Annotated in this window: 20 protein-coding genes; 5 read left to right on the forward strand and 15 right to left on the reverse strand. The window is 44.1% G+C overall.

What is annotated here, in order from left to right:
* Window positions 1-38: 38 nt before the first annotated feature.
* The 6 genes from AAG747_RS02890 to AAG747_RS02915 form a co-directional block, all read right to left on the reverse strand.
* Window positions 39-2,453, reverse strand: a complete 2,415-nt coding sequence (locus tag AAG747_RS02890; RefSeq protein WP_346819619.1) for a heavy metal translocating P-type ATPase — start codon at window positions 2,451-2,453, stop codon at window positions 39-41.
* A gap of 578 nt (window positions 2,454-3,031) precedes the next feature.
* Complete coding sequence (gene acs, locus AAG747_RS02895) at window positions 3,032-4,936, reverse strand: acetate--CoA ligase (protein ID WP_346819620.1); 1,905 nt, start codon at window positions 4,934-4,936, stop codon at window positions 3,032-3,034.
* A 195-nt stretch (window positions 4,937-5,131) separates the two neighbouring features.
* On the reverse strand, window positions 5,132-6,850 hold the full coding sequence (locus AAG747_RS02900; protein WP_346819621.1) for a sodium:solute symporter family protein: 1,719 nt from the start codon (window positions 6,848-6,850) through the stop codon (window positions 5,132-5,134).
* Between the two features lie 111 nt (window positions 6,851-6,961).
* On the reverse strand, window positions 6,962-7,216 hold the full coding sequence (locus AAG747_RS02905; protein WP_346819622.1) for a DUF4212 domain-containing protein: 255 nt from the start codon (window positions 7,214-7,216) through the stop codon (window positions 6,962-6,964).
* Window positions 7,217-7,559: 343 nt separating this feature from the next.
* Window positions 7,560-8,606 (reverse strand): nucleoid-associated protein, encoded by a 1,047-nt coding sequence (locus tag AAG747_RS02910; protein WP_346819623.1) that lies wholly within the window; start codon window positions 8,604-8,606, stop codon window positions 7,560-7,562.
* 151 nt (window positions 8,607-8,757) lie between these two features.
* Entirely contained in the window at window positions 8,758-9,654 is an 897-nt protein-coding gene (locus AAG747_RS02915; protein ID WP_346819624.1) for an MBL fold metallo-hydrolase, read from the reverse strand.
* Between the two features lie 68 nt (window positions 9,655-9,722).
* On the opposite strand from AAG747_RS02915, the gene AAG747_RS02920 reads away from it, so the two are divergent.
* Window positions 9,723-9,860, forward strand: a complete 138-nt coding sequence (locus AAG747_RS02920; protein ID WP_346819625.1) for a hypothetical protein — start codon at window positions 9,723-9,725, stop codon at window positions 9,858-9,860.
* On the opposite strand, the gene AAG747_RS02925 is transcribed toward AAG747_RS02920, so the two are convergent.
* On the reverse strand, window positions 9,849-11,429 hold the full coding sequence (locus AAG747_RS02925) for a cytochrome C (RefSeq protein WP_346819626.1): 1,581 nt from the start codon (window positions 11,427-11,429) through the stop codon (window positions 9,849-9,851). The two genes, AAG747_RS02920 and AAG747_RS02925, sit on opposite strands and share 12 nt — an antisense overlap.
* Window positions 11,430-11,724: 295 nt before the next feature.
* Here AAG747_RS02925 and AAG747_RS02930 point away from each other — a divergent pair, with 295 nt between their 5' ends.
* Window positions 11,725-12,405, forward strand: a complete 681-nt coding sequence (locus AAG747_RS02930; protein WP_346819627.1) for a LytR/AlgR family response regulator transcription factor — start codon at window positions 11,725-11,727, stop codon at window positions 12,403-12,405.
* 34 nt (window positions 12,406-12,439) lie between these two features.
* On the opposite strand, the gene AAG747_RS02935 is transcribed toward AAG747_RS02930, so the two are convergent.
* Window positions 12,440-15,127: a response regulator gene (locus tag AAG747_RS02935; protein ID WP_346819628.1), complete on the reverse strand. Its 2,688-nt coding sequence runs from the start codon at window positions 15,125-15,127 to the stop codon at window positions 12,440-12,442.
* A gap of 147 nt (window positions 15,128-15,274) precedes the next feature.
* Window positions 15,275-16,087, reverse strand: coding sequence for a 2,3,4,5-tetrahydropyridine-2,6-dicarboxylate N-succinyltransferase (locus AAG747_RS02940; RefSeq protein ID WP_346819629.1), 813 nt, complete (start codon window positions 16,085-16,087; stop codon window positions 15,275-15,277).
* A 157-nt stretch (window positions 16,088-16,244) separates the two neighbouring features.
* On the opposite strand from AAG747_RS02940, the gene AAG747_RS02945 reads away from it, so the two are divergent.
* From AAG747_RS02945 to AAG747_RS02955, 3 genes are all read left to right on the forward strand, one after another.
* Entirely contained in the window at window positions 16,245-17,348 is a 1,104-nt protein-coding gene (locus tag AAG747_RS02945; protein ID WP_346819630.1) for a glycosyltransferase family protein, read from the forward strand.
* Between the two features lie 156 nt (window positions 17,349-17,504).
* Window positions 17,505-18,173 (forward strand): metal-dependent transcriptional regulator, encoded by a 669-nt coding sequence (locus AAG747_RS02950; RefSeq protein ID WP_346819631.1) that lies wholly within the window; start codon window positions 17,505-17,507, stop codon window positions 18,171-18,173.
* 283 nt (window positions 18,174-18,456) lie between these two features.
* Window positions 18,457-19,509 (forward strand): M42 family metallopeptidase, encoded by a 1,053-nt coding sequence (locus AAG747_RS02955; protein WP_346819632.1) that lies wholly within the window; start codon window positions 18,457-18,459, stop codon window positions 19,507-19,509.
* Window positions 19,510-19,585: 76 nt separating this feature from the next.
* Here AAG747_RS02955 and AAG747_RS02960 read toward each other — a convergent pair whose 3' ends face one another.
* The 6 genes from AAG747_RS02960 to AAG747_RS02985 form a co-directional block, all read right to left on the reverse strand.
* A complete protein-coding gene (locus tag AAG747_RS02960) occupies window positions 19,586-20,488 on the reverse strand; it encodes a zinc metalloprotease (RefSeq protein WP_346819633.1) in 903 nt (300 codons plus the stop codon).
* Window positions 20,481-21,584 (reverse strand): WD40/YVTN/BNR-like repeat-containing protein, encoded by a 1,104-nt coding sequence (locus AAG747_RS02965; RefSeq protein ID WP_346819634.1) that lies wholly within the window; start codon window positions 21,582-21,584, stop codon window positions 20,481-20,483. Before AAG747_RS02965 ends, AAG747_RS02960 begins: the two co-directional genes overlap by 8 nt.
* Window positions 21,585-21,773: 189 nt before the next feature.
* Window positions 21,774-22,553 carry an HD domain-containing protein gene (locus tag AAG747_RS02970; protein ID WP_346819635.1) on the reverse strand — a complete coding sequence of 260 codons (780 nt, stop codon included), beginning with the start codon at window positions 22,551-22,553 and terminating at the stop codon, window positions 21,774-21,776.
* 89 nt (window positions 22,554-22,642) lie between these two features.
* Window positions 22,643-23,560 carry a helix-turn-helix domain-containing protein gene (locus tag AAG747_RS02975; protein WP_346819636.1) on the reverse strand — a complete coding sequence of 306 codons (918 nt, stop codon included), beginning with the start codon at window positions 23,558-23,560 and terminating at the stop codon, window positions 22,643-22,645.
* Window positions 23,561-23,727: 167 nt separating this feature from the next.
* Window positions 23,728-25,503: a chloride channel protein gene (locus AAG747_RS02980; protein WP_346819637.1), complete on the reverse strand. Its 1,776-nt coding sequence runs from the start codon at window positions 25,501-25,503 to the stop codon at window positions 23,728-23,730.
* Window positions 25,504-25,612: 109 nt separating this feature from the next.
* Window positions 25,613-26,512, reverse strand: coding sequence for a DUF58 domain-containing protein (locus tag AAG747_RS02985; protein WP_346819638.1), 900 nt, complete (start codon window positions 26,510-26,512; stop codon window positions 25,613-25,615).
* Window positions 26,513-26,669 lie beyond the last annotated feature (157 nt).

Consider the following 26,669-nt stretch of genomic DNA (forward strand, 5'->3'; position numbering starts at 1 on the left):
CAAAAACCTTCAAGAGTCGAGCACCCTTGAAGGTTTTTTTATTTTTCTAAGTGTTTGGCAAAATAGCTGGAACTCAATACGCCATACGTAACTACCGTGATGGAACTTAAAGGCATAAGAATGGCCGCTACAATGGGTGACAGTGTGCCTTGTACGGCAAAGCTCAGGCCGACTATATTGTATAAAAGGGAGAGAATGAAGCCTCCGTATACCGTTTGCATACAGCGCTTGCTATACGTTAAAAACCGGTGCAACTGTGGCAAATGTGTTGCGTGTAAAATCCCGTCACAAGCGGGGCTGAACTGATGGACATTTTCGGTAATGGCCAATCCCACATCACTCTGTTTTAGGGCTCCGGCATCGTTTAAGCCATCTCCTAACATCATGACTTTGTTTCCCTTTTGTTGTAATTGCTCGATAAAGCGCATTTTTTGCTCCGGAGACTGTTGGAAAGCCAGCGTACTTCCCGCAGGAAAGATATGAGCCAAGCGCGTTTTTTCCCCTTCGTTGTCGCCCGAAAGCAGTGATAGTTGATAAGTTCCGGACAGATGCCGGATCAGGTTTTCAATTCCTTCCCTCAGGGATTGTTTCATTTGAAAATACCCTTTGATGACTTTATCGAAAGAGACATAGGCGGTGGTTTGAAAAATTTCTTTGGGCTTCTCTATGGCTTGTTCCGATACAAACCGGGCTTTTCCCAAACGCACTTCCTGTTGTCCGATAAAGGCGGAAATGCCCTGTCCGGTATTTTCCTCAAAATGTTCTACACGCTGACCGTTGAGTGGTAAGTTCAGATAGCCGGCTATCTCTTTACTTACCGGGTGGGTTGAGTGGTTGACCAAGGCATTGATTTGCTCCTGTTCCCCGGGACTTAGGGCTTCTCCTTGAAAGCGTATTTTGTCTTCCCCGCTTCGGGTAATGGTTCCCGTTTTGTCAAAGACGATATGTGAAGTCTCCGCCATCCGTTCAATCACTTCCGTATCTTTTAAAAACAACTTGAAGCGAGCCAGGATACGCAGAGCATTGCCCAAGGTAAAGGGAGCATTTAAGGCCAAGGCACATGGACAAGCGATAATCAGAACGGCCGTAAAGGTATTGACAGCCATACCGGCCGCATCTTGTAACCACCAATAAGTACCTGCGCCAAATGCTACCAACAAGATGGCCAGGGTAAAGTATTTACTGATAAGGTTGGTTTTATTGTGAAGCCCTGTAAAGCCTTGTTTCTGAAATATTTGTTCGTTCCACAGGCGAGTCAGGTAACTTTGAGATACTTCTTTGATAATTTGTAAATGCAAAATCCCTCCCCGTTGTCTTCCTCCGGCATAAATTAACTCCCCGGTTTTTTTCGGAACAGGGTTGGACTCCCCCGTTACAAAGCTATAGTCAATACGGGCTTCCCCTTGCAGTAGTAACGCATCGGCCGGAATCAACTCTCCGCTCCTCACCACGATGACATCCTTTTCTTTGAGTTTTTCCAATGGAGTGGTTTGCTCTTGTGTTCCTTGCAAAGTGGTGACTGCTATGGGAAAGTAAGATTTATAATCCCGTTCAAAAGAAATATTTTCGAACGTCTTTTGCTGAAACCACTTTCCTATCAGCAAGAGAAAAATCAGTGAGGCAAGGGAATCCAGATACCCGGCCCCTGTTTGGGAAAGAATTTCATAAATACTCCGTCCGAACAGCGCAAAAATCCCCAACGAGATGGGTACGTCAATATTAACGGTTTTATGGGAAAGGGCTGTCCAGGCAGAACGCAAATAATCACTGGCTCCGTAAAAAAATACCGGCAAGGACAAAAACAAGTTGATATAGCCAAAGAGCCGGATAAAGTCCGCGTCCAGATGGCTAATGCCCAGGTACTCCGGAAAGCTGAGCATCATGATATTGCCAAAGCAAAATCCTGTAATTCCAAGCTTGATATAAAACGATTGGGTTTGTGTAGAGGCTTTTCGTTCTTTTTTATCAAAATCTTCCAGACTGATATGCGGCTCATAGCCCAAGTGCCAGAGCAACTCTACCAACTTTCTTAGAGAAAGGTCATTTTCATCAAAAGAAATGTACAGCTCTTTTTTTAGAAAATTGACTTTCGATTGTAAAACTCCTTCGTGTAATTGTGGAAGTTTTTCCAGAAGCCATACACAGGAAGCGCAGTGGATTTGGGGGAGATAAAAGCTTATTTTGGTAAGTCGCTGATCGGAAAAATCAATGAGCTTTTGACGAATGGAGTCATCGTCCAAGTAGGCAAATTTATCGGCCGAACCCCGTTCCTTCTGTGTGAGTCCCGGTTGGTTTTCGATACAATAATAATCCGACAGGTCATTCTCTGACAACAATTGATAGACCGTTTGGCAACCTTGGCAACAAAACGGCTTCTCCTCAAAAAACAAGAGGGTCTCTTCACAATCCTCCCCGCAATGGTAACAGGTAGTGGCTTTCTCGATTTGTTTCACGGCTTACATGTTTAGTAAAGCTTCAAAGTAGAGGGGCATCAGAGAAGTGAAAGACGGGAATCCAGGTAATCTAAAGGCTGTTGAGCGTCAATTGCCAAGATGTTAAACACAAAAGGAATATGGCTTTTCTAAAAAAACTCTTTTCTTCTCTGTATGTTCCCCCTACTGATGCAAAGCTAGTACCTCCGGGTAAGGTAGAGAATGATATACATCATCCTTTTATGAGGATTCGAAAGGGTATTGTTGGCCTATCAAAGGGCAACTCATTTCATGATGTAGAGCCTCTCCGGGGTTTGGGAGAGAATACGTGATTTTTCTTTTATAAAAGCAGACAGCCTACCGGGTATTTTTACTCCAAACGGTCTGGTTCAATGCCGTCAACTACAGTAGTGACTATTTTCAAAATACTGGTTTTCACATAAAAAGAGACTGTCTGAAAAGGCGATAGATAGCCACAAAGGTACTAAGACTTGCACGAGATTAACTAGTTCAAAATCAAGTTTTTGCTGCTTTTTATGTCTTAGAACCTTAGTGGCATTACATATCCTGTTGTCTTTTCAGGCAGCCTCCGGAAAGTTTTATTGAGCGCCTTCTTTAATGCTCTCAACGATAGACGGATCGAGCAGGGTAGAAGTATCCCCTAAATTGTTAGTGTCTCCTTCGGCAATTTTTCGAAGGATCCTTCGCATAATTTTACCGGAACGGGTTTTCGGCAAACCTCTTACGATTTGCACTTTGTCCGGTTTGGCAATCGGGCCGATGGCCTTGTTTACGGTGGCAATTACTTCTTTTTTGATATCCTCCAGGTCAGAAGCTTCTACCATGTCTCCGTCACAGATGACATAGGCATAGATGCCCTGTCCTTTGATTTCGTGAGGGTATCCAACTACGGCAGATTCCACCACCGCCGAGTGCAAATTGATGGCATTTTCGATCTCTGCCGTTCCGAGGCGATGACCGGATACATTGATGACATCGTCCACTCTACCCAAGATGCGATAGTAGCCGTCTTCGTCCCGTTTACAACCGTCACCGGTAAAGTAATAGCCTTTGTAAGTAGAGAAATACGTTTGCTTGCAGCGTTCATGATCTCCATAAGTAGTACGGATCATAGACGGCCATGGAAATTTAATACATAAGTTTCCTTCCACTCCTTTCCCTTCGATTTCCTTTCCTTCGCTGTCCAGCAATACCGGTTGGATTCCGGGCAGAGGCAGGGTGGCATAAGTGGGCTTGGTAGGGGTGATTCCGGCCATCGGGGAAATCATAATTCCTCCGGTTTCTGTTTGCCACCAGGTATCCACGATCGGGCATTTGTTTTTTCCGATATGATCGTGGTACCAATGCCAGGCTTCAGAGTTGATGGGTTCACCCACCGTACCGAGCACCCGTAACGATTTCAGGTCATATAGCTCCACATGTTCTAAGCCGTAGGCCATGAGTGCACGGATAGCCGTAGGGGCCGTATAGAAAATATTGACTTGGTATTTATCGCAAATCCTCCAGAAACGGCCAGCATCCGGATAGGTAGGCACTCCTTCGAACATCAGGGAAGTGGCTCCGGCTAACAAAGGACCGTAAACGATATAGGAGTGTCCGGTAATCCAACCTATATCAGCCGTACACCAATACACGTCATTTTCTTCATATTGAAATACATTCAGAAAGGAATACCAAGTATACACCATGTATCCGCCGGTGGTGTGAACCACTCCTTTGGGTTTGCCGGTAGAGCCGGAAGTATATAGGATAAAAAGCGGATCTTCGGAGTCGGTTTCCACTGCTGCGTTTTGATCGTCTGCTTTGGCCAATTCTTCATGCCACCAAAGGTCGCGCCCTTCTTGCATATTGATTTCCGCTTGGGTTCTTTGCAATACGAGTACCTTTTCTACGGAGTCGGAAAATTCCAAGGCTTCGTCCACAATGGGTTTGAGGTCCAGGGTTTTGGCGCCCCGGTAGGCTCCGTCAGAGGTCAGTACAATTTTGGCTTCCGCATCTTGCACCCGGCTTGACAGTGAGGAGGCGGAGAAGCCTGCAAAGATTACCGAATGGATGGCTCCGATCCGGGCACAGGCCAGTACGGCAATGGTCAGTTCCGGCACCATTGGCATGTAAATACATACCCGGTCACCTTTCACTACTCCGTTGTTTTGCAGTACATTGGCGAATTTACAGACTTCACTATGCAGCTCTTTGTATGTGAATGTCCGGTTGGGTTCTTTGGGGTCGTTGGGCTCCCAGATAATGGCGGTTTTATCTCCTCTTTCTAAGAGGTGACGGTCCAGGCAGTTTTCAGTAATATTGAGTTTTCCTCCTTTAAACCAATTGACATTATAATCTTCAAAATCCCAATCCAGCACTTTGTCCCATTTCTTTCGCCAATAGAAACTTTCGGCTTGTTGGGCCCAAAATGCTTCCGGTTCATTGACACTTGTTCTATAGGCCACAGTATAATCTTCCAGGTTTCTAATTCTTCCGATCATATTTACTTTTTATTAGATTGAACTTTACAAAAAAATTAAACAACTGCTTTTCCAAGGTTGACCAGGAAAGAGCATGCAGTGCAGTAGGTATTAATCCATGTTCTGTGGCATTTTTATACTTTCGGTCATGTTGGTTTGCCTTGGAGGCATCCGGTTGTTTATGGTTACTAATAAAGAGAGCTGTTCTCTTTTGGGCTATTCATGTGTTAGTTTTTTGTCGACAGGTGTGTTTACCGGGGGATTGTGCAATATATCTCCTCCTCTCGGGTACCGTATATGATCCACCATTGATTGGATACGCATCGGTGGGGGAGGTGTGAACCCCGTGACCACTATCGACACTATAAAGTTAATAAGCATTCCCAAAGTACCAATACCTTCGGGCGAAATTCCGAACAACCAATCTTCTGCTTGCCCCTCTCCGAATTTAAAATGATAAATATAAATACAGGTAAAGAGCAAGCCGCTGATCATCCCGGCAATAGCGCCTTCTTTGTTCATCCGTTTGTAAAAGATGCCTAAAATAATGGCCGGGAAAAAGGAAGCTGCGGCCAATCCGAAAGCGAGTGCCACTACGGCTGCTACATAATCGGGGGGATAAATCCCGAAGATTCCGGCCACCACTACGGCCAATGCGGCTGCTATCCGGGCCGCCACCAATTCACCCCGTTCACTGATGTTGGGATTGATTTGTTTTTTGATCAGATCGTGAGAAACAGAAGTCGAAATCACCAAGAGCAAACCGGCAGCCGTGGAGAGGGCCGCGGCCAGCCCCCCGGCCGCTACCAGTGCAATCACCCAATTGGGCAAGCGGGCAATTTCGGGGTTGGCCAGCACCATAATGTCCCGGTCAATAGTCAGTTCGTTTTGCTCGGGATTGGCCAAATATTGAATTTTTCCATCCCCGTTTTTGTCTTCAAAACCGATAAGGCCTGTTTCTTCCCATTTGGAAAACCAGGCGGGCACGGTAGTGTACTCTCTGTCTTTGACCGTTTCAATCAGGTTGGTGCGGGCAAAAGCTGCTATGGCCGGGGCCGTGGTGTACAAAATAGCAATAAAAATCAAGGCGTATCCGGCAGAGAGCCGGGCATCCTTCACCCGGGGAACGGTAAAGAAACGAACAATAACATGGGGTAAACCTGCTGTGCCAATCATCAAGGCCGCAGTTATGAAAAACACATCGGTAAGAGATTTTTTGCCCGAAGTGTATTCGGCAAAACCTAATTCACGGTGAAGGCCGTCTAACTTATCCAACAAATACATTCCATCGGCCGTCTTTGCGCCAAAGCCTAACTGAGGTAACAGGGTTCCGGTTAACTGAATGGAAATGAAAATGGCAGGGACCATAAAAGCAAAGATCAACACACAATATTGGGCCACTTGGGTATACGTAATGCCTTTCATGCCGCCTAATACGGCATAAAAGAAGACGATGGCCATGCCGATAATTACCCCTTGCTCTACAGGAACTTCCAAAAAGCGACTGAAAACCACTCCCACCCCCCGCATTTGTCCGGCCACATAGGTAAATGAAACGAATAAAGCGCAAACCACCGCTACGGTACGGGCCGTATTGGAGTAATAGCGGTCCCCGATAAAATCGGGCACGGTGAATTTGCCGAATTTTCGCAGGTAAGGAGCCAATAACAGAGCCAGTAAAACGTAACCGCCTGTCCAGCCCATCAAGTAGACCGAACCGTCATAGCCCATAAAGGAAATTAAGCCCGCCATAGAAATAAAAGACGCAGCTGACATCCAGTCGGCTGCAGTGGCCATACCGTTGGCTAAGGGGTGTACACCACCTCCGGCTACATAAAATTCTTTGGTAGAGCCAGCTCTTGACCAAATGGCAATGCCGATATAAAGGCTAAATGAAATGGCAACCAGTATATAAGTCCAGATTTGAACACTCATAGTTTTCAGGAATAATTAAGGTGAAAAGGGGGAGTAAAAGGTAAAAGAGCTCTCAAGAGGCTGAGCACAGTGAAAACTGTACGCTTTGTCCTTCAGGTCTGAGCTTTCTCTCTATTGTTCATCGACATCGTATTTCTTATCCAGTTTATTCATCAAATAGACATAGACAAAAATCAACACAATAAATACATACATAGCGCCTTGTTGGGCAAACCAGAAACCCAGTTTGAAGCCTCCTATCCGGATGGAATTGAGTGGCTCCACGAACAAAATGCCGCATACATAAGACACTACAAACCATATGGACAACAGAAGGAGCAGGTAGAAAAGGTTGGTTTTCCAGTACTTTTTAAGTTTGTTACTCATGGTGGGTAAATTTTTCATTTTCAATAACTGCCTGATGCGTTTACCGTATCCGGTATACTTTACTGAAAGATAAATAATTTTCTGCTAAGATGAAGGGGGAGACTGTTAACAGTTAACTGGGATTGGTGATTCGTGAAAAAGAGATGCGGGAGCTTAATTTACTCTAGCGGGAGCTTATCATTCATACAGGGAATACTTGTTTGAAAACGAACGGAGCAGCGAGTATTTGTAAATTGGGAGGAGTCCGGTATAAACTCTTCAAGGAGACCAATGTATTGCTTATGAGAGCTTGAGAAGCTCCTTACCGGGAAACCTTGAAGAGTTAGTGTGTGGAAGCTAACAATTAGCCCTCTTGCTTGAAAAACAATTGATAGTAATGCATGTCCCGTACTTCATCGTAACCGCGCTCGATATAGTCCCGGTCACCGTGGATGTAGACGTGGAAATTTTTATCCAACTTTAACACACTTTTGAAGTTTTTCTTGTTGCCTTTTACGGCAGGTTTGGAAATATCGAACTCATCAAAAGTTTTGACATCATTTTTTTCCTGGAATTCCTCTTTGTATTCTCTAAAGGCTTCTACAACTTCCGGTTCCTGAATTACTTCATTTTCGAATTCCTGAACATTAAAGGCTTCCTTTTCTTTGAAATAATCCATGGAGCGGTTCATCATCACAATTTGATCGGCTCGATCCACATTGTGTTCCGGGTTATAGACCTCTTCCACAAAGCCTTTACAGATATCCATGTAATTCTGGGTGTGGTAGAAAATGTCTTCCCAGGGCTTCAGACGTAAGAAGTGGTCTTTCCAGTATTGGGCTTCCTGCCCCTTGTTGGTATTGTCCACCATACATACTTTATACCCCTGTTCTTGCTCGGTATTAAAGATCAGACAGCCTTTGTCCAGGCGTTTGATATTGACTCCTTCTTCCTGATTGATCCCGAAAGTATTGTCCTGAGGATAGACCTTCAGGTAGGTATCTTTATTTTCCGATTTGAAAAGTCCGATGGCATCCACCAGTTCATCGCCCATGACGCAATCCCTGAAATAGGCCAGGTATAATTCCCCGCTTTTGATATTAGGATGATCGGTAGACTCATACAAATGTTTGGCAATATTTACCGACTGTAAAAAGAAACATCCCGGGTCTGCAAAAATCTTATGGGCATAGTTGTAGACTTCGTTCAGTTCAATATCCGATTCATGGGTAAACTGGTAATAGTTCGGTTCCTTAAAAGGCGTAAGGAAATATTTGCTCAGTACTTCAAGCAAAGCTTCGTCTCCCACCGGAACGGGGCGTTGAGACAAATTGAGAGGCTCCTCTTGAATTTTGTTGCCTACTTTGTGAATGACCAATTCTGCAAGTTCTATATCCTGGAAGTTTAACATTTTAATTACCCGTTAAAAGTAGTAAGTGATGAATGTTAAGAAGTTTTGATTTAAAAATGACGCTAAGAATACCCTCCTGAGTAGAAGCAGGTTTTACCCTCACCTCTTGTATGGATAAAGGTACTCTTACGGGAAAAGGCGCAAAGCTACATTAATCCTTTGGTTTCTCCTGTTTTTTCTTCCAATATCTCACCAGGCCGGCCACACTCATCCATGCCGGGTTGGCGGCTTGGTATTGAGCCAAAGCCTCGTCATTCAGACCTTTTGATTTTAACTCTTTTTGAATATACTGTTCAAACAGAGGAGTCATTTCTTCTAGACTCATTCCTTGTTCCCAACGCTCCTTGATCCAGTAGGCATACTCATTCAAATGTTCTTCCAGTAAATCCAGATGAGCTTCTATCTCTGTCACTTCACCGTAATGCGTCAGGTACAACTTGGCGGGTTGGATTTTCCGGATTATTTCCAGCGAATTTTTCCATTTTTCCAGACTGATATCCGGTGGAGGACAAGGAGGGATTACCGGGCCATCGCCAATTTTTACTCCGGCCACATCTCCGGTAAATAAGTCACTTCCTATTTGCCAGGCAATATGATGATTGGCATGACCCGGTGTATGCCAGGAAATAAAGGACACCCCACCGATGTGCAGTGTTTCTTCGTGTTCTACTGTTTGCAATTGCTTTTCGGGAATGGCTTGGATGTCTGACCAAAGGCGGTCCATATCGTCTTTATAAATCCGTCTGGCAGATTCTACCAGTTTGCCGGGGTCTGCCATATGGCGGGCGCCAAAAGGGTGTAAATAAATAGTAGCCCCGTGTCGGGCAAAGGCCCAGGCAGCTCCGGCATGGTCGAAGTGGATATGTGTGAGTAGTACATGTTTTACGTCTTCCACTTGATACCCCAGGTTTTCAATGCCCTTTTTTAAATGGGAGAATGTGGAGTAAGGTCCGGTCTCAATCAATACAGGGCCCTCGGAAGTTTCAATCAGAAAAGACGCGATGGCCTGTTGGTGCTCCAAAAAATGAAGGTCTATGATATGCATCATCTTGGTAAGTTTTTCTTTGTTTTTCAGAGGAAAATTAGAGAAACTCTATCAATTACCAAATGCTGTGTGTGGAAAATACGATTGGAAGCAACAGAAAAGTGAAGGGTGAAAAAGCCCGGCCATTCAACAATGACCGGGTGTATTTTACTTACGCTGACGATAAAGAGGTAAGTTTGAAATACAGATTATTAGGTTTACAGACATAATAAATAAGCCACCAAGTCTTCTTTTTCTTGTTTGTTGAGTTCTAACTCCAATACCATATTGAAAAACTCTACGGCATCGTGCAAGGTGGGACAGCGCCCATCATGCAAATAAGGAGGCGAGTCTTTAATGCCTCGAAGCGGGAACGTTTTGATAGGACCTTCGGCACGGCCCACATAAAACCGCTCTACCTGTAAGTCGTGCATATAATCATCCGTAAAAGCAGGGCCGTAATGGCAAGAGGAACATTGAGCTTTACCGTGGAACAGCTTTTCTCCTCTTAACTCTTGTTCGCTGGCTTTGCTGGCGATTAATTTTCCGGCAGGGCCTAGTTTAGGGGCCGGTGGAAAATCCAGAATGGAGTTAAAGTCACCCATCCGGTTGGTAACGGTACGGTTTACCCCTCTGGGACCGATGGTTTGCATCATTCCCGGATCTCCGTCAAAGTACTCTTCTACCTCGGCAAAGTGATCCATCGACCGGATCGAACGCTTGGAAGACAATAACATTAAGTTATAATTTCCCCTCATGGTTGGGGTATCGGTACGCAGGCGGCCTTGGTTAGGGCGGCTGTCCGGAGCCAACTCTATTGCCCCGTTGGTGTGGCCGTTTACATGGCAATCGAAGCAGGAGACCCCTTTGTTCGGCTGAAGGGTTACCCGGTGAGTGGTTTGATTAAACCAAGTCGTAGGGGTAGGGCGAAGGAGTTCTTTCAAGCCTTCCATTTGTTCGGGAGTTAACAACCCGTCAAATATTTCATAGTAATTGTCAAAAGTCACCTCTTGTCCGTTGGTCACATCCCCCAACTCCTTGTGAGTGGTCAGAAACATAGGAGCCGGAAACTCGGGCAGATAGGCTTCTGGGATATCCATGTCTACGTCCATACGCTCATGCTCGGGGTGTACGGCAATCCAACTGCGTGGGAATACCATATGAGCAGTGGTTTGGATGGGGTGTGCCAAGGGTTTGTACGGAAATAAGTCTTTGGACTTAATCTCTTCCGGACTCAATTGAGTTAACTTTTCAAAAGAATTGAAATTTTTAGGCAAGCGGGCCACCGGGCCTTTCATTACTTGTTTTCTCTTTCCCGACATCCACACGTCTTCCATGGCTTCTCCGGTAAAGTGATATCGCTCTGCCATGTAGGCTCTGACATCTGCCATGAGTTTGGGTTTCATTTCGGTATTTTTCTTCACCCAGGCTTCCCAGGATTCGGAGGGAAGTTCGGGAGAGCCATACGAAGATTTGCCCTTGCCGGCATAGCGCCATAGGTCAAAAGGAGTGCGGTCTCCGGGTTTGGCCGGAGGGTAAGGGAGCAATTCGTCTTTGATATCGTATTTGTAAAATTCAAACCGTTCTTTACCGTCCCATACATACTCTTCCAACTGGCTGTCTTTAACCGGCGGAGTAGAAGGGATGTTGTCCGTAAAAGTTTCCAGAAGGTTTGCTTGGTCATTGGGAACAGGGGGTACGGTTCCCGGTTGATCTTTACTTTGCACTTGTAAAAATAGCACTACGCCCCATCCGGCGATAGCCAATAACAAGAGCAGGTTAGTAAATTTCATCTTCATAATGCTTAATTTTTGTTGAAAGGTTTCGGATTTGGGTAAGGCTGAGTGAGCAGTGTTAGCAACGTACAGACCCAAGTCATTTCTTCCCAAATGCGTTTAATGACTGATAATCTTTCTAAGTTATTTTTTTCCTGGAAACAATACCTGTGGAATATGTGAAGTGAATGATTATTTTTGTAAAATACCTTCTTCACTATGTGAATCAACCGGGAGCCATCCTGGAAATAAGGGTGTTGTAATACTACTATGACCAAGGCTCCTAAAACAATCTTATTACTTACAACCAACAAGGACCATGAAATGCCTGATTGTGGACGATGACCCTTTGATAAGGGATTTACTAGCGCAATACTTATCCGAGATAGAATTTATTGAAAATTGGGAAATTGCAACCAATGGCATGGAGGCACTACAGCTGCTGGAAAACCAAGCGTTTGACTTGTTGTTGTTGGATTTGAACTTGCCTAAATTATCCGGAAGGGAGTTGTTAGACAGTTTGGACCGGCCAGTGTCGGTAGTATTGATTACAGCCGACGAACAATTTGCCTTACAGTCGTATAATTACGATGTGGTAGATTATCTGGTGAAGCCTTTGCGATTCTCCCGCCTGTTTCAAGCGCTGAAAAAAGCAAAGGAGCGGATGGCAGTAACCCCAACAGTCGATAAAGAAGTCTTTTTTATAAAAGACGGTCATGAACTGGTGAAAATACATCTATCCGAAGTGTTTTATATCGAGTCGGAGTCGAACTATGTGGTGTTTAACCGGGGAAAGAAAAAGAATATGGCTTTGTTGAGTATGAAAAAACTGGAAGCCCAACTGCCCGAAAACTTCGTACGTATTCACCGGTCTTACATTGTAAATCTTCTGAAAATTGAAAAAATCGACCACCATGCCGTTTGGGTGAATGGAAAGAATTTACCCATTAGTACTACCTACAAAAACCAGTTGTTAGGACGTCTGAAGTTTTTAGAATAAGTTCTGATTCAGGAGAATTTAGATGGCTTCTGCATTATTGTTTCAGTTGCTCTATCTCCTTGATCAGGCATTCGAAACTTTCCGTTAACAGTACTATGGTTTCTTCTCTTTTTGACGGGGGAAAGAGTTCCATTTCTCTTTTAACCTTTGCCAAGTAATTGTCGAGTTTTTCCAAGTGCAAAGTTTTCAAATGCGGATGTATGCGGTGGTAGAGTTGCCTGAACTTCTCTTGATGATTTTGACGGAGAGCGTTTGCAAATTCATCCGGGTACCGATGAAATTCCTTTTGAAATAATTGGGTTGCCTGCCGGATTTTATCCGGGTTTTTCAAGTAGCTATTGATAAAATCCTGAAAAGACAAGTCTTGAAGTAGTGATGGCAAATGTGGATGAGAGTGAACTGGCGCTGGAGCAAAGTACTTTTCCAACAGGCGGGCCAATTCTTCCTGGGTGAATGGTTTTTCCAACAGGCCGTCCATACCTGCTTCTTTAACTTTCTCTAGGGAAACTTCCTGTACCAGCGCGGTTAAAGCAATGACCGGTACAGGCTTGTACCGCGGGATTTGCCGGATGTGGCGGGCTACTTCATATCCGTCCATACCGGGCATTTGAATATCCAGTAGTATCAGGTCAAAGTGCATTTCTTGTACTTTGGCCAAGGCTTCGGGACCGGAAGCTGCCACTTCCAATGCAATCTGCCATTCTTCAAAGTAGTTTTCTACTAAAAACCGGTTGTACTCCACATCTTCCACATAAAGTACGTGGAGGTCTCTGAATTTTTCAGCCGTAAAGGTTTGTGTCGAAAGGCTTTCCGGACGGGGTTTTTGTACTTGTAAATAGGGGAGGCTAAAGTAGAAAACCGTGTTGCCCGGTTGGCTTTTCACGGAGATTTTTCCTTGTTGCAATTCAATCAGTTTTTTTGAAATTGCCAGGCCCAAGCCTGTGCCTTCGTATTTTCGGTCAATGCCCGGGTCTTCTTGAACAAAGGGTTTGAAAATTTCCTGTAGGTTTTCCTGCCGTATGCCAATGCCCGAATCTTGCAAGGTAAAAGAGACCTGCACTTGTTCTTGGGTAAGAGAGTGTAACTCCCAATAAATGTTTACGGCTCCCTGATGGGTGAACTTGATGGCATTGCCGATCAGGTTGTGTAAGATTTGTGATAAACGCAGCGGGTCTCCTTGAAGGTAGATACCTTGCGACCGGGAAGGACGGTAGTTGAGTTGCAAACCTTTTTCTTCAGCCAAAGGCAAAAAGCCGTGATAGATATTTTCCATGAGTTCGTTCAGGCAAAATACCCGTTTTTCAAAGGTTAATTTTCCCGCTTCGATTTTTGAAAAGTCCAACACATCATTGATGAGTTGGCGAAGGCTTTCGGCCGAAAAGCGAAGGGCCTGAAGCAGTTCTGGTTTTGGGGAAGCTTCTTGCTTTTCTAACAAATGACTCATTCCAATAATGGCATTTAACGGAGTGCGGATTTCATGGCTGATCATGGATAGAAATTCCGTTTTGGCCTGACTGGCCTGTTCTGCCTCGCGGTGAGCGGTTTTGAGTTCGGCAATTTGCTGGTTGACCCGGTTGGTGAGCTTTTGAAAAGCCTTGGCCAGAATGCCGATTTCGTCTTTTCGCTGATGAGGAAGTGAAAAAGAGGGTTGTTGAGGGGTGAACTTCCTTACGGCCGTAGTGATGGAATGCAACGGACGAAAGAGGAAATAGGCGAAGACAAATGTAAGCAGGATACCTGCCATACAAATACTTAGGGTGATCCACAGGCTTTCGTTGCGTACGGCATTGATCCCGGATAGGATGGCAGTATACGGAGCCGCTACACTTACGGTCAAAAAACGCTTGTTACCGGTGTCCAGAAATACTTTTTGTACTTGTATTACCAACGAGTCATCACTGAAGGTTTCCTGTCGAAAGGCCGTGTCCGGTTTAAATAAACGGGCCATTTGCGGAAACTCATTTTGCAGGGTGAATGATTGTCCCAAATCAAAACCAAATGTTTTGGAAGGGTCGGGGTGAAGTAAGTAATCTCCTTTTTCATTGGTGAGATATACTTGTTGATTTTGCCCGGTGAGTTTTTGCAAATCCTGAAAGAAGGAGGAAAGATCCACATTGATAATGATGATACCGAATGTATTGCCTGATGGAGCAACAATGGGCGAAGCAACCCGGAAGGTAGGAATATGCGGTTCGCTGATGGTTTGGTATTCTTGGTTGAGATTGATATCCGACAGGTAAATTGCACCTGCCGGTAGCCGGGCCGTTTCCTGAAAATACGGCCGGTCGCCTTTTCTTTGGAGTTGTTCCGCTGGCGTTTGGGTAATCTGCTTGTTGAATTGCTCCAGACGTATGAGTTCCTTGCCTTGATTGGCCATTCCGATAAGTCGCACTTGGAAATATTGGGGGCGGCTTTCCAATAACGAGTGAAAAATAGCGGCCAATTGAGCCGACCATTCTTCTTGAGAAAGCCGTTGGTTGTTGACCAGCTCTTGTGCGGCAGGCGTATTGACCAGAAAACGGATATCATCTTTCAGGGCTTTGACAAAATCTGAGAGCCGGGTACTTACAATTTGAGACGTGTGAGTTAATCGTTGGTGAGAAGCCTTCAGCAAGGTTTGTTTGTGACCTTCGTATACCAAATATCCAGCTACCAAAGTGGTACTCAATACCAAAATGGAAAAAATCAATGTGACCTTGGCTGATAAGCTGAATTGAAACATGATTGGAAGTTAAGTGTCGCAGATACCCATGGAGAGCAATGTTACCTGACTTGATTTTAGACTACCAACCGCTAAAGAAAAAACAAAAAGCCGGCTATTCCTAGCCGGCCTTTTTAAATTTTTATGGAAAATGTCTTTACTGACGGTTTATACCATTACATCATTTTCACGGAGAGCATCGTTCAAAGAGGTTTTCTTGTCAGTGCTTTCTTTCCGTTTGCCGATGATCAAAGCACAGTTGACATCATAAGTACCTGCTTTGAATTTTTTAGGTAAGGTCCCCGGAATCACCACCGATCTTTCCGGTACATACCCTTTGTATTCTACGGGTTCGTCTCCGGTAACATCGATGATTTTAGAACTGGCTGTGATGGTCACGTTGGCTCCGATGACTGCTTCTTTGCCAATATGTGCTCCTTCCACAATGATGCATCTGGACCCGATAAAAGCCCCGTCTTCGATGATGACCGGAGCGGCTTGTACAGGCTCCAATACGCCTCCGATACCTACCCCACCACTCAAATGTACATCTTTGCCGATTTGAGCGCAGCTCCCTACGGTAGCCCAGGTATCCACCATGGTGCCGGAGTCTACATAAGCCCCGATATTGACATAGGAAGGCATCATAATTACCCCTTTGTTGACAAAAGAGCCATAGCGGGCAATTGCGTGAGGAACGACTCTTACCCCTAATTCATCGTAACCGCTCTTCAACGGAATTTTATCGTGAAATTCGAAGGGTCCTACCTTCACTACTTCCATTTTTTGCAATGGAAAGAATAAAATGACGGCTTTCTTCACCCATTCATTGACTTGCCAGCCATCTGCTACCGGTTCCGCTACCCGTAATTTCCCTTTGTCCAATTGTTCGATTACGTCTCTTATCGCTTCTACAGTAGCACTTTCATTCAACAATTCCCGGTTTTCCCAAGCTTGTTCGATAATTTGCTGTTGACTCATCTCTGATTATTTTTACTACGAATATTAAATTTATTGAACTTTAATTTGAGTTAGGTTTTGGTTTCCGTGTGTTTGCATGTGGGCTATCCTGTTAGCCGGAGTTTAGGATTCCCTTACCGGAAAAAAATGATTCAACGCACTAAGGCAATTGATCGGCATGAAAATTTTTTTAGCTTCCGTTTTAAAGCCCCTTAACGATACGCGAATGTACGAAAAGATTGGCTTATCCCTGAGTAAATCCTATGAGATTCACCTGATGGGTTATCCTGCCGAACTGCCTGTTCGGAAAGGAGTGTACGGATACCCCTTGCTCGACTTTGCTCAAGGTAGCCGGAAACGCTGGCAGGTGGGTTCCTTTTTATTAGCAAAACTAAAACAGGTAAAGCCGGACGTGTTGGTGATTCATGCAGTGGAGTTGTTACCCGTAGCTCTTTACTACCGGATGTTTCATAAAGTGCGCTTGATCTATGACGTACAGGAAAACTATTACCGGAACTTCTTGTATCAGTCCATTTATCCGAAAGGAATCAAGCATCTGATGGCCTGGGCCGTAAGAGGTTTGGAAACGCTCAGCCGCAATTGGGTGGATTATTATTGGCTTGCGGAGCGGTGTTATGCACGGGAGTTTACTTTTGGTAAAGGAAAACAATTGATTTTGGAAAATAAATCTGTGTTGGAAAGGCAGGGGCCTCATCTAAAAAGTAACTCCTTAAGTCCTCCCCTGCGCTTTGTGTTTACAGGTACTATCTCTACGGTGTATGGGGCCTGGGAAGCCGTAAATCTGGTAAAAAAATTGGTGGATTGCGGATTGTCTGCCGAACTTTTGATGATCGGTAAAGTTGTAGAAATACCCTTGGAAAAGGAGCTTCAAAAGCTGGAAAAGGCCTTTTCTTGGTTTCGTTTGGAAGGAGGAAGCCGGTTGGTGCCTCATACCCGGATTTTGGAAGCGTTGGAAGAAGCCGATGTGGCTTTGTTAAGTTATCAGCCAAATAAGAGTACCGCACAATGCATTCCCACCAAACTCTATGAATGCATTGCTTACCGCTTACCCATGATTATCCCTCAAAATCCCCTTTGGGAAAAGATTTGTGAGGAATATACTGCCGCACTGGCAATTGATTTTGTAAATTATAACCCGAAAGTGCTAATCGAGGAATTACTGACAAAAAAGTTCTATAATCGTGGTAACTTTGCAAAAGTTTTATGGAAAGAGGAAGAACACAAACTTCTTAGAATGATGGAACCGTTGGTGAACCAATAAGCTTGTTGTACCTCTTTTGATCATTAATCGTAAATCTATTGTCTAAAGCCCGGTGTCTGCTGCACGGTCAAAGTATTGTTTCCTATTTCAGAGGGGCATCACTTTGATTGAAGCATGTTGTACAGGGCTATCGGCCAATGACAACAAATACATACAATGAATTTTAGCCACTCGGAAGAGAATTATCTAAAAACTATATTTCACCTATCGGTCAATGAAGAACCGGTAGCGACCAATGCGATTGCGGAAGAGTTAAATACGCGACCGGCATCCGTAAGCGATATGTTGAAAAAGCTGGCCAATAAAGAAGCTATTCACTATATTAAATACCGTGGGGTGACTTTGACCGAGGAGGGGAAAGCCGCAGCTTTGTGGATTATCCGGAAGCATCGCTTATGGGAGGTGTTTTTATTGGAAAAATTGAAGTTCAACTGGGATGAAGTGCATGAAGTGGCCGAACAGTTGGAGCATATCAAATCCCGGAGAATGATTGAGCGATTGGACGAGTTTTTAGGCTTTCCTAAATACGATCCGCACGGTGACCCCATTCCGGATAATAGCGGGAATTTTACCGAAATGTCTGCCATGCAGCTTTCGGAAGCCTCCATTCAAGAAGATCATAAAGTGATTTCGGTCAGTGATAGCAGTTCGGAATTTTTGCAATACCTGGATAAAGTAGGGATCGGAATCGGAAGCCAGTTGAAGGTGTTGGATAAAATCGCTTTTGATGAGTCTTTGGAGGTTTCGATTAACAACCGGGAAAAACGCTTGCTTACGAAGAAAGTGGCGGAGAATATCTTGGTAGCGAAAAAAGAAGATGATTAACAGGATAGGTATCAGGGGGGCTGTAAACAAAAATCCGTAAATTTATTGAAGAGAATAGTTAAACATATTCTCAATACAAATCCCAAACATAAGAGTATGTTTAAAATTCGTATTTGGTAGCGAAAATTTCTAGTTTAGGGTTCTTAGGAAATCATTTTTGAGAAGAATAGTGGAATTATTTGACCGGGTGCCGGACCACGAAAAAAGGATGAATTGAGGTTCCTAAAATGGGAATTTGCAGTCCAAAAGATGAAATTTAAATATGCTCTAAAACAAATATACGATGAGTCTCGATATCAATTTATTACAACAAATATGTGACACGCCTGGGGCACCGGGTTTTGAAAAACGCATCCGTGAGCAAGTATTGGCAGAGGTGGAAAGATATGTGGACGAGTGCCGGGTCGATAACTTGGGAAATATCATTACCGTCAAAAAAGGGAAAAACAACCCCGAAGGAAAGAAAATCATGCTGGCGGCTCATATGGATGAGATCGGCTTTATGGTGACGCATATTGACGAACAGGGATTTCTTCGTTTTCATACCTTGGGTGGTTTTGACCCCAAAACCCTGACGTCCATGCGGGTGATTGTGCATGGAAAAAAAGATCTGGTAGGGGTGATGGGTTGCAAACCTATTCATGTGATGAGTCCGGAAGAACGGGGTAAACAACTCAAAATTCAGGATTATTACATAGATCTGGGTTTAAAGAAGGAAGAAGTAGAAAAATATATTTCCATAGGAAATCCGGTTACCCGGATGCAAGAGTTTATCCAAATTGGTGAGATGGTCAATGGTAAGTCCTTGGATAATCGCTTGTCGGTGTATATCCTTTTGGAAGTGCTAAAACAATTGAAGGATTTCCCATACGATGTGTACGGAGTATTTACCGTTCAGGAAGAAGTGGGAATCCGGGGAGCCGGTGTGGCTTCGCATGCCATCAATCCGGACTTCGGAATCGCCATTGATGTGACCATCGCTAACGATACCCCCGGGGCGCAAGGGCACGAACAAGTGACGCGTTTGGGTGAAGGGACAGCCATTAAGATTTTTGATGCAGGCACGATTTGCGACTATCGTATGGTGGCTTTTATGAAAGAAGTGGCTACGGAGAAAGAAATTGACTGGCAGGTAGAAATATTGACAGCCGGAGGAACCGACACTGCCGGCATTCAACGGATGGGTAAAAACGGAGCCATTGCCGGGGCGGTTTCTATTCCTTTGCGCTATGTACATCAGGTGACCGAGATGGCCCACCAAAATGATATCCAGGCTTCCATTGATTTGCTTGTGGCTTCAGTGAGTACTCTGGACCAATACGATTGGAAGCATTAGGTTTATACTATAGGTGGGTGGTGCTTTGAAGCGTACCACCCACTTATTTTTTTGACCGGTTTTCTACCGGTAATGATTATTTACTGATATGTTCATACAATGCCCTGCGAGGACCTGAAGGAGTAAATACGGCACGCATCCTTTCTTTCTGTCCTTTTGTAAACATATACATGGCCTGATCGTCTACATAATCCATGAAATTCATAAATAGATCATGGCTACCACAAGACGACTGAGGATGAACAGGTGAACCGTTATATTGTGAGTATGCAGAAGGAGTGTCTTCTACAAAATCACCGGCTTCGCAATCATTATTTTTGCCAAAAATATGCAAAAGGTTAAGCCAGTGGCCTATTTCGTGGGTAGCGGTTCTTCCCCTCTGATGCGATTCGTTCAAGGGGGGAAGCGTACCGAAGGCCCTTGGGTCGATGATGACTCCGTCTGTTCTGGGGTCTCCACCTGGAAAACTGGCATACCCGGGCAGTCCTAAATTGCCATGCCGGTTGGATAAGTCGGCCACCCATATGTTCAGGTATTTGTCAGGAGGCCAGGCATCCTGACCTCCTTTTTCTGTGAAGAAAAGTTTTAAATCCTCAACGGCTGTATTTTCATTCTCCTTAAAGCCTTCCCATCCGGTGATTTCTCCCTCACTTCTAAGGATACCCGTGGTAGGTTTGCCCTTGGGGTCTGTAGTGGCCAACCGGAATTCAATGCCTACATCCGCTACCAAATGCTTGAACTCTTCGGGAGTGTTCACATGGTCAGGGTTTTTCTTCCGAAAATCCTGATTGAGTACCGCTATTTGTGAATGGATCTTTTCATCGCTTACATCAATAGGGGCCGGAGTATACCTGAGGACATGTACTACCACTGGTATAACTATTATTTCATCTTCTTCAATAATATCCAGCTCTTCACTGGGATCATTGCATGACATACATAGTAGAAAGAGGCTTAATAGACCTAGGACTTTATTCATTGGTAGCAATTGTTACCATTAATGCCAACCCTTTATAACCTACCAGGATAACTTTGTTTTCGCTGATAAAGCAAACGTCTTTCCAGCCTCCGATCACTTCTTCGTGGGCCAGCTTTTCCCAGGTACTACCTCCGTCAAACGACAGTAGGGCAAACTCCGGATCGCTGAGGTTATTCGATTTATTGGCTCCCACAATACATAGCGTGTTACCCAACCAATCTATACTGATGAGTTTGTTATCAAATTCCGTTGTGACTTTGGACCAACTGACTCCTTTATCCAAGGTTTTAAATAACTCTCCTTTCTCTGTGCTGGCATTGGTTTGCCCATTGTTTCCTATGGCAAAGCCTTCATTTCCTTTTATGACAAGGTCCGTGATCATTACTTTGGAAGAGAGCGAAAGGCCGGTCCAGTTTTCGCCTCCATCCGTACTTTTTAAAATTTGTCCGTTATCATAAGTTCCTCCGGACAACAATACCGTGTTGTTCTCTGCGAAGGTGATGGTATTTAAGGGGTTATCTTGTAGCAGGGTAATTGGGTCTACTTCCACAGGAGCCCAGTTTAGTCCACCGTCAGTACTTCGAATGATAATACCCACGCTGTTAACAGAACCTACCACATAGCCTGTGTTCTCATCTTGGAACCGGATGTCGGCCATATAAAAATCATTCTCGAATGCATCTAACTTGTTCCAAGTACTACCACCGTTCTCACTTCTCAATAGGTACCCTTTATTGGTGCTTGCCATGATGATGTTTTTGTCGATCAACGCCACACCTGTAATATAGAATCCATCCTCGGCAAATACCTTTTCCCAGGAGTTCCCCCCGTCTGTCGTTTTTAATAGAAAAGCCTTTTCTTCAGGGTATGCCTCTCCTCCGGCCATAAATCCGGTTTGCTCGTCAATAAATTGTACGGCTCTTACTTGCTGCTCGATGGAGGTTGCTAATTTGGTGATAGTGAGTTCTCTTTTCGGATTCCCATCATCATCCGGTTTAGGCTTATCAGGCTTCGGGTTGACGGTTTGATTGTCATCGTCCGAGCAGCTGAAAAATACAGCACAAAATACCCATAAAATTAATGTTACTTTTTTCATACCTGTTAAGTTCAATTGCAAGTGTGTTGGTTAAAAGTGATTGTTTTATTACAGCTTAAAATTACGGTATTGGAGTCGATATGTTATGATTTATAAAGATTTTTTGAAATTTAATTTTGCGTATTTTTACTTAGTATTTATTTTATTCTTATTTGGAGTGTAAAACTAGAATTTATAAGTAACTTGTTTCTATTGTATTAAGTTGTCCAAAGGGTTTTTACTTGCGAAAGTTGCAAAGCCTGCTTTTTTTAAGAAACCGGCTCTCGAATCGCTGACATGAGGGTAATTCATTGTCTCAATAATTTCTTCTTTAAACCCTTCTCTGGGATAGTGTGTATGCACCTTGTGGAGTAGCGTGTTGGGAATGGTATGGTACCGGCTGCCTAATACATCCATCACCGCTCCCCCTCCTAACAGGTAACTTTCGGTGCCGTAGACCTCTTTGTCAATTTCCGGATTGAGGTGTGCGCTGATAACGGTAAACAATTGCCGGGTTCTTTGAGGAGACCAATGATGCTCAAGCGCCAAGGACTCTGAGAATTTTGCCCCTTCGATGGTAAAACAACAATGGCAGAGATTCTTGTTATGATCCTCGGTCAAGCCTAAGTCATGAAGAATACTCCCCACAAACAATAGTTCGTCATCCACCTGCGGAAGGCCATCCACCTGCCTGAGTAGTTGGGCAAAGAAATAGGTGCGGAAACAATGATTGAGTAATACCGGAGAGCATGTTTCCCGGGCAATCGAAAGAGCTTCTTGGACGATCTGAGAGTCCGGAATAGTAACTTCATCCAAATCTGACATTGAGAGTTGTTGTTTGGAAAGACCCATTTTATAAGACCAATAGCTCCACTTGTCTTTCAACTGGGCTTTGATCAGCATTTTAAGGATGGTTACTTTTTCCTTGAGGTTTAAATTACCTTGGCTTTCCATGCTCCACTCATAGGAACCGATGGGTTGTTGTTTCATCTTGTTTTTATAAATATTGATTGGAAATAACAAAACTAAAGCAACAGGGATAGGCTTATTTTACCAAATCAAGCAATCATTGGTAATATTCAATCCATTTGGCGGAAACGGGAAGGCAATACTCCGGTTTGTTTTTTGAAGAACTTACAGAAGTACGATTGGTCTTCGAATCCCAGTCGAAAAGCCACGTTTCCGATGGGTAAATCCGATTGCTTGAGTAAGACTTTGGCTTCCAAGGTTAAGGCATCAAAAAGCCACTCGCTGGCAGTTTTTCCGGTACTTTGTTTTACACTTTTATTGAGGTGATTGGAGGAAACAAAAAGCTTTTCAGCATAAAACTTTAGGGATTGTTCTTTTGTGACATGGGCGAACAACAGCTCTTTAAACTGTTCGGTCAATTGTACCGGCCGGCTCAGTTTGGGCGATTCTTTGGAGGAGGGGAGGGATTTTTTGATTTCCAGGAGTAAGGTTTGTAAATAGGTCCGGATTAATTGCGGGTTATTGTCTGAATGAAAAATTTCATAGAGTCTTTCATAAATATTTTGCATGGCTTTTAAAGCGGTATTTTTAGGGGTTAAGGGCCGGTGGTGGGTAAATTTATTGATCAATTGGAGGTCGCGGATAATCCGGGTCGTGTGATAGGAATCACTCAGGAAATTGTAGGTAAAGTGGCAGTAAAAGCCGCTTATATCTTCCGAAAAAGCTTCTACGGTGGCGATGTGGTTTTCCAACCAAAGGTGTGTTTGATTTTCCTTTACGGGGATTTTATTGAGGTTGCACCCTCTATGAATACTGCCTTGGGTGATAAACAGAATTTCAGTTACCGGCCTCCGATAAAAGGGAATGGGCAGATTCATAGATTCCCGGAAGTCTTCGAACTTAGCAATCAAAAAGTCTTCATAGTTATTTTTGAACACCTTATGAACCGCTTGGTTTTGTTCAAAGAAATGGGTTTTGAATTCTGTAGTGGAAAATTTAGGAACATCGAGTGGTTTATCTTTGAACATAAGTTGGGGTATCAGTAAAACAGGAACGGTCACTTGTGCTGACGATAACAAGGCCAGTGGTTGAGTGAGGTTTGACCGAAATTTGAATAGTAGTACTCTATAGGATTTGTTAAAATCCTATAGAGTACTACTTAAATTTATCCATCTCTGTTGCATGGAAACCTGACTTATACATAATTTTGCTGCTCGATGAGTTGCTGACGATAGAGGTTGAAAATTCTGGATTTGGAAACAAAGCCGATGTATTTTTCATCTTTGAGTACAGGAAGGTTCCAGGCCTGAGTAGTTTCAAATTTCCGCATGACACTTTCCATATTTTCCCCGAATTCTACCAGGGCAGGGGGTGTTTCCATGATTTTACTGATCTTGATAGATTGTTGTTTTTTCTCATCAAACATAATCTCCCGCACATCGTCCAACAGTACGATGCCCACCAGCTTTTCTTCGTCATCCACTACCGGGAAAATATTTCTTCTGCTGACACTGATGAGTTGAACCAAGTCTTTGAGCATGGCATCCTGGTGGATGGTTTTAAAGTCTTTTTCGATGAGGCGGTTAATCTTCAAGTTGGTCAGTACCTTGCGGTCATGGTCGTGTTTGTCCAAGTATTCGCCCATTTCCACCAATTCCCGGATGTAGATAGAGTGCGGGTTAAAATAGTACACGGTGGTAAAGGCGATGGCTGAGACAATCATCAGAGGAACAAAGAGGATATAGCCACCGGTAATTTCGGCAATCAAGAAGATAGCCGTCAATGGAGCGTACTGCACCCCGCACATCACCCCGCACATTCCCACCAGGATAAAGTTGATTTCGGAAATTTGGCCGATTCCGGTGAGGTTTATCAAACGGGCTACGGCAAAGCCTGTCAGGCCACCTAAGAACATGGAAGGGGCAAAGGTACCTCCGCTACCTCCGCTACCGATGGTGATGGCGGAGGCAATGGCTTTGACCAGAATGACAATGATGGTGTAAATCAGGAATAACCAACCGATATCAAATTGTTCGAAAAGCTCACTCCGTACCAATAGTTCGTGCTCGTTGCCATTGAGTAAGGCGATGATCATGGAATAGCCTTCCCCATATACAGGAGGGCAAATAAAAATTAGTAAGGTCAAGACTACGCCCCCGATCAACGCCCGGTAGTAACTGTTGTGGACTCTTGAAAGTTGATGCTCTATCCATTTGAGCATCACCGAGTAATAGACTGCCGTAAATCCGCAGATGATTCCCAACAAAATGTACCAAGGAGTATCCGAAGCGCTAAAGCTATCGACCAACTTAAAAGAAAACAGAAGGTCGTCTCCTAATAATAAAATTGATACCAGCGTGGCCGCCACCGAAGAGATCAGCAAAGGAACCAAGTTGGCTACGGTTACATCTACCAGAATGACTTCCAGGGCAAAAATGAGCCCGGCGATAGGTGCGTTAAAGATGGCTGAAATCACCCCGGCGGTACCACAGCCGATCAATAATGTACGGAGCTTGTAGTTGAGGTTAAGGTACCGGCCCACATTAGAACCGATGGCAGAGCCTGTCAAGACTATGGGAGATTCCAAACCGGCCGATCCTCCAAAACCTACGGTGATGGCGCTGGTGATCATCCGGGAGTACATTTTGCTTTGCGCAATAAAACTGGACTTTTTGGAAATGGAATACAAAATATCCGTAATGCCATGCCCCAGTTTGTCTCTATAAAGGATCTTGGCGAGAAAGATTGTCAGTAGTAAGCCTACCAGTGGATAGATGAGTTGAATATAGTTTTCATCGTAAGCGTCAGAAGTAAAGCGGTCGTGAATAGTATGTACGGCTGCTTTCAGAGTTACCGCTGCCAGACCGGAAATAATCCCTACGACAGCGCTGACAATCAATAAAAAGTTTCGGTCAGAAATATAGAGTTTGCGCCAGGCGAGTATGCGGTTGGTATCAACATTTGATTTCATTGGTTCATCTTGCTTCCGAATTGGGCGTAAAAATACTAAGTGATGTGCGAAGAAGGATAATATTTGACCATTATCCTAACGATTTTCTTAATACCTTCTTCAAAGTGATTTATTTCATTCTTGCCCGTTTGATCAAATAGGCTTGTAAAATTTGATCGATATCGTGTTGGATATCCACTTCGATAAAATCGATCTTAAATTGTCCGCATTTATATTTGATTTCCTGAAACCGCTGATGGATTTTTTTCTGGTAGTATTCTTTGACTTGTGCGGGTTGTGCTTTTTCTTTTTGCCCCGTTTCCAAATCGATAAAGACAGTAGGGCGTTCCGGAAAGTCAAAATCCAATTCCGTTTTTTTATCATATACATGAAAAAGCAAGACTTCGTGGTTGTTGTGTTTCAGGTGTTGCAAAGCACTGAACATCTCTTTGTGATGGGTCTCATTTTCCATCATATCGCTGAAAATAATGACCAGGGAGCGTTTGTGGATGCGTTGGGCTACTTCATGAATAACATCAGCCACCGCTGTTTTTTGCTGTTGAGGCTTGGCATTCACCATGTTTTGTAAGGTGACAAATAAATTGCGTACATGAGAACCCGTGGAACGAACTTGTGAGATGTCTTCGATTTTATCTGAAAAACTGCATAAGCCTACCGCATCTCTTTGCTTTTGAAGCATAAAAGCCAGACAAGCGGAGGCCATAATGCTAAAGTGGATTTTTCCCTGGGTTGCCGCAGGGTAGTACATGGATGAAGAGGTGTCCACCAGAATCATGCAGCGGAGGTTGGTTTCTTCCTCGTAGCGTTTAGTATACAGGCGGTCTGTCTTGGCGTACACTTTCCAGTCGATATGGCGGGTGCTTTCCCCGGTATTGTAGAGGTTGTGCTCGGCAAACTCCACTGAGAATCCATGGTAGGGAGATTTGTGTAAACCGGTGATAAACCCCTCCACCATTTGGCGGGCCAGAAGTTCCAGTTTGCCATATTTTTTTATCAAATCAAAATCCATAGAGGAAAGATAGGAAATTTGAGTGAAAAGCGTGTAGCAACAGGAGAATTAGCTGTGTTCTCCCGTTGCCGGTACTGGTATCTTCCGCTCTTGTATGCGAAAGCGCACAGGCAAAAAGTAAAATTAAGCAGAACAGGTACTGATCCAGCCATTTTGA

Source organism: Rapidithrix thailandica (assembly GCF_039710355.1).
In the GTDB taxonomy this organism is placed as follows: domain Bacteria; phylum Bacteroidota; class Bacteroidia; order Cytophagales; family Flammeovirgaceae; genus Rapidithrix; species Rapidithrix thailandica.